At 44.0% G+C, this 10882-nt stretch carries 6 protein-coding genes; all 6 read right to left on the bottom strand.

What is annotated here, in order from left to right:
• A partial coding sequence (locus CZ794_RS01990; protein WP_256958833.1) for an ESPR-type extended signal peptide-containing protein occupies positions 1–2776 on the bottom strand: 2776 nt, incomplete at its 3' end.
• Positions 2777–3818: 1042 nt separating this feature from the next.
• Positions 3819–4307: a M48 family metallopeptidase gene (locus CZ794_RS01985; RefSeq protein WP_087039945.1), complete on the bottom strand. Its 489-nt coding sequence runs from the start codon at positions 4305–4307 to the stop codon at positions 3819–3821.
• A gap of 200 nt (positions 4308–4507) precedes the next feature.
• Complete coding sequence (betT, locus tag CZ794_RS01980) at positions 4508–6553, bottom strand: choline BCCT transporter BetT (protein WP_087039944.1); 2046 nt, start codon at positions 6551–6553, stop codon at positions 4508–4510.
• A 286-nt stretch (positions 6554–6839) separates the two neighbouring features.
• Positions 6840–8540 carry a choline dehydrogenase gene (gene betA, locus CZ794_RS01975; RefSeq protein WP_087039943.1) on the bottom strand — a complete coding sequence of 567 codons (1701 nt, stop codon included), beginning with the start codon at positions 8538–8540 and terminating at the stop codon, positions 6840–6842.
• Between the two features lie 130 nt (positions 8541–8670).
• Complete coding sequence (gene betB, locus CZ794_RS01970; RefSeq protein WP_087039942.1) at positions 8671–10173, bottom strand: betaine-aldehyde dehydrogenase; 1503 nt, start codon at positions 10171–10173, stop codon at positions 8671–8673.
• A 127-nt stretch (positions 10174–10300) separates the two neighbouring features.
• On the bottom strand, positions 10301–10882 hold the full coding sequence (locus tag CZ794_RS01965) for a TetR/AcrR family transcriptional regulator (RefSeq protein WP_256958832.1): 582 nt from the start codon (positions 10880–10882) through the stop codon (positions 10301–10303).

Raw genomic sequence — 10882 nt, 5'->3', positions numbered from 1 at the left:
TTGATACGGTTGCAACTAAGTTGCCATCGGTATTGGTAAAGTTAACGGTTTCACCCAATTGAACGTTATCTACCGTTTCATTATTGACCAAATCACTGTTGTCAGCACTAATGTTAAAGCCTCGGTTTGCTTGTGCTCGAACATTTGCAATGTTACTAGTATTTGTTGCAACGTTGATATTGGTCGTGCTTAATTGTCCAAAAGTTGCTGCATCAGTTGCTGCTACACCATTGGCCACATTAGTGATGACATTGTTACCGTTATTAAGACCGTTTCTACTAAGAAGTACCGTATCGTTAGTGCCGCCTGTTACTGTGATACCTGCATTGTTTACTCTAGTGTTGCCTGTAAGCAGGCTACCAGTTGCACCTAGATTAAGGTTCTGAGCCAAATTATAGTTAACTGTATTGTCAGTACCGTTATTGGTGATTACCAAGTTATTGTCTGTATTGGTGAAGCCAACCGTTTCACCAAGTTTGACATTATCTACAGCGCTGCTGCCAGCCTTGATGTTAAAGCCTTTAGCAATATCAGCTGTGTTGGTTGCAATATTGGTCGTATTGGTCGTCGTACGACCATCAAGATTGGTCAAAGCACCGCCCACCGTGTTAGCGGTGACAGTACCATTATTTAAACTATAAGCTGGCGCACTGACTGCACCTGTAGTTGCATTATAAGCCGCGTCGCCACCTAAATTAGCTGCTGTGCTAGTACCTAACGCATCTGTCTTAGTATTGGCTGTCGTTAGCTGACCGAAGGTTGCCGCATCAGTTGCAGCAGTACCATCAGCTACGTTGACAATCTTAGCACCACTGGCATCAAAACCATTGGCTTTAACTTGACCTGTGAAGACTGGCGCATCAGCAAAGTCAAACGCGACATTATTGCCTGTCTTGACTGCTGTTAAATTAGAATCATTAGAGCTAACAGTCTGTACCGCTGTATCTGCTCTGACAAGACTAGCTTTGGTCGCGGTGCTTAGATCTACTGCATAGTTAGTAGTATCATTAGCTTCAGTACCTGGGGTGACGGCTACTGCTGTAGATCCTGCTGATACGGTGCTCTTTTTAGCATTAACGGTGTACGCTGTGTTATTGCCTGTGGTAGCACTGCTCACACTAGTGTTATTACCAGCTACTACTGAGCTGGTCAGTTCGCTCTCAGCCAATTGCGAGAAGTTCACAGCGTCAGTAGCATTCGTGCCTTTAGCAAGACCAGTAATCTTATTATTGTTTAAATTAGCACCGCCATTTAAGTTAGAAGCACCAGTGACTGTTAAAGCGCCACCTGCATTCATTGCACCAGTAGAGGTGACGGTTGTAAATGTTGGAGTCAATGAGGTACCGATAGTGACGTTGTTGCCAGTACGAGTGATGTTAACGTTGCTGCCATCAAGGAAAGTAACGGTATCATTTGAACCGACTGCCGTTGCTGGATCTGTATTTGCACGCAGTCTAAAGGTTTGACTCTGTAAGCCTGTGATATTGGTCGCGTTGGTTGCAATATTTGCCGTATTATTTATTGTACGACCATCAATACTGCTTAGTGCAGCGCCCACGTTGGTAGCCGTCACAGTACCATTGTTTAAGCTATATGATGGTGCACTGACTGCACCTGTCGCTGCGGTATAAGTAGAGTTACCGCCAAGAGCGGCGGCTGTATCCGTGCCCTGCTTGTTGGTCAACGTGTTTTGCTGGGTTAACTGAGCTACGTTTACCGCATCGGTCGCAGCAGAACCACCTGCGACGTTTTGAATGCGTCTATTAGCCGTAGCACTACCAACTGAAACGACACCGTTTGCAGGTACGGCTGCTACATTGGTCAAAAATGAATTACCTGATGGTGCGGTTGTCGTCGAGCCTGAACCTAATGCGACAGAGTTAGTAATAGTGGCATTGGCGTTTGCACCTACTGCGACACTATTTACACCAGCTGCTGCCACATTGGCACTAGTACCGAGTGCAATACCATTGGTTGCACCAGCTTCGACTGTCGCGATGTTACCTGCTGCAATACCAGAATCTGCTCTAGAATATGTCTGACGTCCTAGTGCTATTGCTGTATTGCCAGTTGCTTCATTCGCAGTACCCACAGCTACTGAAGAAACCCCACTTGATAGGTTTCCAACACCTAATCCTACTGCATAACCTCCACTAGTAAGGTTGCCCTGACCAAGTGCAATGCCATGAAAACCACCCGTTACTTGGTTATTATTACCAAGTGCTACCCCACCTGCAGCACCTACTGAATTGGTGTTGCCAATAGCAACGGCTGTACCTAGGTAGCTAGTTGCACCAGTAGGATACAGGCGAGGGTCCGTCCCACCTCTTCTTTCATTGATTTGTTGACCACTATTATTAGTGGCAGTTACCGTATTTTGTCTACCTATAGCGACTGAGTCAGGAGCACTTGTAATTGTAGTACCACAACCAATGGCCGTACTATTTGTTGCGGTGCCAGCAATGGTAGCCTCAGTCAGCGGGCCACATTGTGCGGTTGTCGGTGAAATGGCAGTACTAGAAGCTTGACTGCTTGACCCACCCAAAGTACCTGTCTCAGCAAACACTTGCGATGATAGCGTCATACCTGTCGCGGCCAATGCCACCGTCAGGCTACTCAAGCGCAATAATCGTGCCCCTGATGATATGGCAGCCGATGCAGTAGAGGTAGAACTAACAACATGACTAGATGATTTACCACGGCTTTTTGCATATTCTGCAACGGCCATAAAACAGTTTAGTGATTGATTCCAAATAACTTTATAGCTACGATTCATACTTTCTCATCCTATGAAAATTAAGGGCGCTGGATTGTGGTAAAAAAACCTATAGCTAATAAAGCAGGAAAAGAAACTTTAGGTTTTATATAAAAAATTAACTCAAATAAAAAAATTAGAAGTTTCACAATTTATATAAGAAATAAACTCTGAAACAATCTAAAAATATTAAATAACGATAGTTATACCAGCCCGACTATAATATATCCTCACAGAAACACTCAATACCGCTCATACCACCATTTACGCCTTTCGTCGTAAATCCTATAAAATAGAAAACAAATATTTTTTCAATAGAAAAATTTTTTTAATTAATAAAATAGATAGTTCCATAACATCACTTTAAATAAATTTCTTAAATTAAATTGGTTCATTTTTTCGAATTTTAGATGAACAATATTCATTCGCAATATCATTTTTAGAAGAAAATTTCATATCTATTTTAGTTGAGAAAATATTGATTGAATATCAAACTTGAATAACAATTAACCTTTTGATAAACATAATATTTCTTATGGATTTATCGATAACTGCTGTCTCCTTCCTCTATTAAATACGTATTTTCTATACTTCATCTATGGCACCCGACAGGGAGCATTTTGCCAATACAAGCAAAATGTTATTCATTTATTGATACTATGAAATCTAAATGATGAGTATTCCTGTCTTTCTTCTCAGGCTTATCAGACAACCACCAGTTCATATGCTAATAATGTAGAATCAACGATGATGTTGCTTGCTACACGTATTTAAAGATTTATACGCGTGGTTTAACACACTCTGTTATGAATTTATACTTAAAAAGAAGATATTAGGAATAGGTGCAACGACAAAAACCCATTAATATTTATTAATAGGTGGTATGTCGACATATTTGATAAAAGAGAGAAGCTCAGAGATACTGTTTATTAATGATAGGTTATTCATAGCATGAGCTATTAACATTATAAGCAGACAGATCCTACGTAAAGAAAAGTCGCGTGATATCGAGCTATCGAGGCAAGGGTTTTAGGATGAACAACTACACTTATCCTAATAGGATTTATTGCTCTCGCCAATGCAACCATAAGCGCGTGTCTAACTCAAACTGATGATAGTCAGGTTCCATGTGGCAACATAATTGATAAAAGGCTTTGTTATGATCATGCTCTTTAAAATGCGCCAATTCATGGACAATAATCATCCGTAAAAACTCAGGCGGCGCTTCCTTAAATAGGCTCGCCACCGTGATGCTATTGTGTGATTTGAGCTTACTGCCTTGTACTCGAGACTGAGTGGCATGAATCCCTAGCGCATGTTTCAGCACGGCTAATTTACTGCTATAACTGACATTGGACAAAGGACCAACGTTACGCATATACTGATTTTTTATCTCATTGATATGCTGATATAGCGCTTTATCACTTTTTACTTCGTGCTGATTGGGGTACTTTTTTTCTAGATACTCACCCAGTCTACCATCGCTGATGAGCAGCGCCGCTTGCGTCTGTATTTGCTCAGAATAATGAGCAATATATTTTAATGTTGTCACAATTTTGTCCTTATCTTTTGGCTTTAATTGGCTTACGTCCTTGACGTGTATTGACGGCCTCTCTTTATTTTACGTCATATCCTCTTTATCTGTTATCAAAAACAAACCCCATAAGCCAAAGCAGCTTATGGGGTTGTTGTTTGTACATAATACAGCTTAAACCTACTGTACATACATCGATAGCTCAACTGAGCAGAGCATTAACGCTCAAGATGTAAGTACTGCAAATGACGCTCATACTGGTTTAGGATATCAACCAATACTTGCTCCTTTGTATAGCCAACCAAATCATACTCTTGCGAACCTTCACTTAAGAATACCTCAGCACGGTAATAAAATTCTGCCTGCTTGTTTGACGTATTTAAGGTAAAGTTCGGGCGTTCAGCTTTGATCAAATTGACCTCATAAATAAAGTCATCTTCGTCACCATGACCGACTCGCAATTTTAGACCGTCTATTTGGCCACTGTCCTGACCTATGCCTGCATCTATATCTTGACCGATACTGTCAAGATTACGAATATCTAAAGCTGTCTTAAGTCCACCTGCTGCGAATTCTTTTTCCACCTCTGTCATCGCTGGCATTACCACCGTTTTCAAGAATTTTTCGACCTGTTTGTGGTTAGGGAAGCTCACAATACGCTGCAAGCGAGCCTTCCAACCTTTACCACTGTCGAGGACATTGGCAGTGCCAATCGTACTGGCTTTGCGTTTATTACCCTCTTCTTTCAATGACTTCCACATCGACATCATATAAAGCACAAGGATCAATGAGAATGGTAGACCAGCAATCACAGAGACTGACTGCAATGACGCAAAGCCACCAGCGAACAATAAGCCTAAGGTGATAAGACCTGTTGCTGCCGCCCAGAACAAGCGCAACCAAACAGGCGCATCCGTATCATTGGTCATGCCTTTTGAGCTTAGATTTGCCAAGACTAAAGCGCCTGAGTCAGCTGACGTCACAAAGAACACCAAGCCGATAATAACCCCAGCAAATGATAAAGCAGTGCTGTACGGAAAATATTCAAACAGTGCAAACATACCCATCGCGGCATCATTGACCGCGGTTTCACCAAGCTCAGTGGCGCCATTGGCAACCAAATCTATCGCTGAGTTTCCAAAGATAGAGAACCACGCAAAAATAAAGCCAAGTGGTATAAACATTACGCCAAACACGAATTCACGTAAGGTGCGACCACGGCTGATACGGGCAATAAATAAGCCTACAAACGGTGCCCAAGCTACCCACCATGCCCAGAAAAATATGGTCCATGCTGATTTCCATTCGGCACCAGCAGCACCATCATAAGCATAAACGTCAAACGTTTTTGCAACGATTGTTTGAAAATACTGACCGATATTTTGGGTGAATGCATTGAGTAAGTAGACGGTATTGCCCATAAATAATATGGCAAGCAGTAACAATATCGAAGACAGCATGTTGAATTCAGATAAGCGGCGTACGCCCTTTTCGACCCCTGTCATTGCAGAAATCGCAGCAGCAACCACGACGCCTACAATGATCAAGGCTTGAACAGTTTTGCTAGATTCGATACCGAACACATGGGTCAATCCAGCATTGGCTTGCAAAACACCAATACCCAGACTGGTCGCAATACCCATCAATGTACACACCACACCAAAGGTATCGATACCATCACCAAGCCAGCCTTTAATCAAGCGCTCGCCAAATATGGGTGTCAAAGGTGAACGCAGCGCAAGCGGCATGTTTTTACGATAAGCAAAATATGCTAACGCCATACCGATGAGGGCATAAATACCCCAGCCATGTAAACCCCAATGTAAAAAGGTTTGTGCAAGCGCTTGACGCATGGACTCTGAACTAGCTGGCTCAAGTCCGGCATGCGGTGTCAAATAATGCATCAAGGGTTCAGATGCACCAAAAAACAGTAAATCAATGCCGATACCTGCTGAAAACAGCATGGCAGCCCACGCTAAAAAGGGAAACTGAGCCTTTTCATGGTCTTGACCAAGCTTGATATCACCATATTTAGAAAAACCAACGAACAATGCAAATATGCTGTAAGCAGCCACAACCAGCATGTAGTACCAACCAAAATTCGCTGATACTAATGTCATACCTGAGCTGAGCAAGGTCTCACTATAGTCTGGAAAAGCAATCGTCCAAACTATTAATAAAATAGAAATAATAGCGGAGCCTAAAAACACGACTTTATTTAGGGTTAACGGTTTTGTCGCATCTTCTGATGGCGAGCTGTACATAAACGACCTCAATAAGTAAATTAGACACTGTGTGATAGTGCTTTGTCCGTCATAACCTTCTGGCTGCATGACGCACAAAGCAGTACCAATAAATAGGAAACGGTTATACAAATAACCGAGACAACGCCAACCATATTAATTCCAATTCATTTAATACATGAGCTAGGTCAGCGCTGATAAAAAAGACCTTTGTTCGAAAAGGTCTTCTTATTACATTTGTCTTATCTCACTATTTGGCTGACAATCTTTACAGCCCTTTAAAAATAGATTTTTACATCATGGTTTTTTACACGATAGAGCTGTATTCGCGCATCGGCTCAGCTCGTAATGGTGCGCCATTGGCAACATAATAATCTGCTGTCGAACGCGGCAATTGCACGCCTTTCATCTTATCAGCGATTTTTTCTGCCAACATGATGGTGGTGGCATTCAGATTACCGCTGATGATATTGGGCATAATGGAAGCATCAACGACACGTAAGCCATCAACACCGTGTACCAAACCTTCACCATTGACAACCGAATCGTTATCTTCACCCATCGCACACGTACACGACGGATGGTATGCCGTCTCACCATGTTCGCGCACATAGTCATCTAGCTGCTGATCGGTCACCAAGTCTTCGGTTGGTGAGATCGCGCGACCACGGTAAGGGTCAAGCGCAGGCTGATGCATAATCTCGCGGGTAATACGCATGGCCGCACGGAACTCCTGCCAATCTTGATCATGAGACATATAGTTAAACAAAATACTTGGATGCGCACTTGGATCTTTTGAGGTCAGCTTGACGCGACCACGACTTGGCGAGCGCAATGAACCGACATGGGCTTGAAAACTGTGCGAATCACTGGCACTACGACCATCGTAACGCACGGCAAGTGGCAAGAAATGATACTGAATATTTGGGTGCGTAAATTTCTCATCCGTACGGATAAAGCCGCCACCTTCGAACTGGTTGGAAGCCCCAAGGCCTGTACCATTGAATAACCACTCCGCACCGATGGCAGGTTTGTTCCACCATTTATTGGCAGGCGCAATTGAGACTGGCAGCTTACATTCGTACTGCATATATAGCTCAAGATGGTCTTGAAGATTATTACCCACTCCTGGCAAGTCTAGGATTTCTGACACGCCCAAGTCTTTTAACCATTGACCAGGGCCAATGCCTGAACGCTGCAACAATTGCGGCGAAGCAATGGCACCAGATGAGACAATAACTTCGCGAGCGGCATAAAAGCTTTTGGTCTGACCTTGATGCTCAACTTTGACACCGACAGCACGCTTACCATCGAATAAGATGACATCCGTCAATGCACCCGTCAAAATCGTGATATTGCTACGCGGTTTGGCAGTATCCAGATAACCGCGAGCAGTCGATGCACGGCGACCATTAGGCGTCACGAAGCGATCCATCGGACCAAAACCTTCTTGCTGATAGCCGTTCAAATCTTCAGTACGCGGATAGCCTGCTTGTACACCTGCTTCAATCATGGCTTGGAACAGCGGATTGACCCCAGGTTTTGATGTGGTCATCTCGACAGGGCCGCCCGCACCGTGGTAATCATTTTCGCCAACGTCGCGGTTTTCTGACTTTTTAAAATACGGTAGGCAATCTAAATACGTCCAATCTTCTAGACCTTTGATTTTTGCCCAATCATCATAATCCAGCGCATTGCCGCGGATATAGCACATACCGTTGATGAGTGATGAGCCACCAAGCCCTTTACCGCGACCACAGTCCATGACACGGTTGTTCATATAAGGCTCAGGATCGGTTTTATAACCCCAGTTATAGGTCGTGCCTTGCAAAGGCATGGCAAGCGCCGCTGGCATTTGGGTACGAAAATCCAATCGATAATCTGGACGACCCGCCTCTAGTAGCAATACTTTAATGTTGGCATCTTCGGTCAAACGTGTGGCCAGTACATTGCCTGCGGAACCGGCACCGACGATAATATAATCATACTCAGGTGTGGTTGCTGTCATAAAATACTCCATAATCTTAAAAAAGGTCAGTATTGAAAAATACGTCATTTACTATCAGTAGGATTGAATAAAAAGGCACACGTGCCTCAATAAAAAACCCTACGTCTAAGTATTCTTTTCAATAAAACGCTTAAAATACGGACTCAAAAGCGCCCAATTCTACTTGGATAGATTTGGTCTGAGTATAATGCTCAAGCGCCTCAACGCCATTTTCGCGGCCAATACCTGAGTGCTTATAGCCACCGACTGGCATCTGTGCCGCTGACTCGCCCCACGTGTTCAACCAGCAAATACCTGCTTCGATTTGAGCGATAACACGATGCGCGCGGTTTAGATCAGTGGTCACCACACCTGCTGCCAGACCGTACTCGGTGTCATTAGCGCGGCGAATGACCTCTTCTTCGGTCTCGTAGGTCAATATTGACATGACTGGACCAAAGATTTCCTCACGGACGATGGTCATATCATCGCTGCAATCTGTAAATACAGTCGGTTCGACAAATGCGCCATCAGCTAGCGAGCCAGTCGTGACTTTCTCACCGCCCACTAATAGACGAGCACCACCCGCTTTGCCTTGCTCGATATAGCCAAGTACGCGCTCCATATGCGGGAAGCTGACCAAGGGTCCCATGTTGATGTTCTCATCCAGCGGATTGCCTAACTTAATACGGTTAACACGCGTTAAGATGGCTTGCTCAAACTTGGTTTGTAGCGCTTTTGGTACAAATACGCGGGTGCCATTGGTACATACTTGACCACTGCTATAAAAGTTCGCCATCATCGCAATGTCAGCCGCCATATCGATATCGGCATCATCAAATATAATCAATGGCGATTTACCACCAAGCTCTAACGTTACATCTTTTAGAGACGATGAGGCCGCGCTTGACATGACCTTTTTGCCCGTCGGTACGCCGCCTGTGAATGATACTTTGGCAATATCAGGGTGCTGAGTGAGTGCTTCGCCAACTTCATAGTTGCCTTGCACGACATTGAACACACCATCTGGCAGTCCCGCTTCTGTCAAAATCTCTGCCAGTTTTAAGGCAGTCAACGGCGTGACTTCTGATGGCTTAAAAATCATGGCGTTACCAGCGGCTAATGCTGGAGCGGCCTTCCACATCGCGATCTGAATCGGATAGTTCCATGCACCAATACCCGCGACCACACCCAGTGGCTCACGGCGCGTGTAAACAAAACTGCTATCACGTAATGGAATCTGACGACCCTCTATCATCGGCGCAAGGCCAGCATAATATTCAACAACATCGGCACCAGTCATGATATCGACATACTTTGTCTCAGAGTACGCTTTGCCAGTGTCTTTTGTTTCGAGCAATGCCAGCACATCATTGCGCGCACGCAATATCTCAACGGCTTTTGCGAGAATACGACCACGTTCAACAGTCGTCATTGCCGCCCAGATTTTTTGGCCTTTATGTGCCGCTTTTACTGCGTCATCAATCTGCTCGTTGGTGGTTTGCTGAATGGTTGCTAATACTTCACCAGTCGCTGGATTGATGTCTTCAAACGTGGTGAGCGCTGTATCAACAGGCAGATATTGACCGTTAATATAGGCAGTTTGTGTTTGCTGTAAATCAATGATGTCTGTTACGTTGATTGAATCTGTCATGAGTACGTTCTCCTTACGACGACTGGTGAGCGTTATTAATTAACTAATCACTCAAACCAAATAGTTCGCCTTTGTTTGCATATTAAAATAAAATTGTCGTGTTTTACGCTGATTGATCGCTCTACTCTTATTGATCAAAATCACGCTGCGTCATTTTGATTAAGCGGTCACGTAATGACTGTTTTTCCGATATATTAATGCCCGAAAAATCAGAGAGCCAAATACCATCAGCGACTAGCCGCACCATACATAAGGTTTCAGTATTGTCTGTGGCTTCATGCTTTTTTAATTGCTCATTTGCCCATTTGGCCCATAATGCCCGAAGCTCACTGTCGCCCAGCATGAGCACATACAATGTTGCTTGATTATCGAACTCTTCTTGCCCTTTCTCGCCTAAGCTGATAGTGGCATCTATATAGGCGCGAGTAAAAGAGCCGTAAGGCACAGGATCGTTAGCCATCGCTGCATCTACTTCTGCTTCAAACTTAGCCATGGCATCATTAAATACCTCAAGCACCAGTGCATTTTTGGTAGTGAAGTGATGCATGACGCCACCTTTAGTCACGCCAGTGGCATCAGCGACCGCTTGAAATGTCACTTTGGACAACCCTTGCTCTAACGTAATGCGTGCTGCCTGATCTAGTAAGGCACGTCGAACCACTTCTGGTTGTTTTTTACGTTTATGAGCATTTTCCGTTTCTATATTCAT

Origin of the sequence: Psychrobacter sp. JB385 (assembly GCF_900163785.1) — a bacterium.
Lineage (GTDB): Bacteria > Pseudomonadota > Gammaproteobacteria > Pseudomonadales > Moraxellaceae > Psychrobacter.
The sequence above is the reverse complement of the archived record's forward strand: the minus strand, read 5'-3'. Positions and strand labels throughout refer to the sequence as shown.

Bases quoted from the DNA above. Each gene is read 5' to 3' on its own strand.
- betT (WP_087039944.1), bottom strand. From the start codon at position 6,553: ATGTACAGCTCGCCATCAGAAGATGCGACAAAACCGTTAACCCTAAAT.
- betB (WP_087039942.1), bottom strand. From the start codon at position 10,173: ATGACAGATTCAATCAACGTAACAGACATCATTGATTTACAGCAAACA.
- betA (WP_087039943.1), bottom strand. From the start codon at position 8,540: ATGACAGCAACCACACCTGAGTATGATTATATTATCGTCGGTGCCGGT.
- CZ794_RS01965 (WP_256958832.1), bottom strand. From the start codon at position 10,882: ATGAATATAGAAACGGAAAATGCTCATAAACGTAAAAAACAACCAGAA.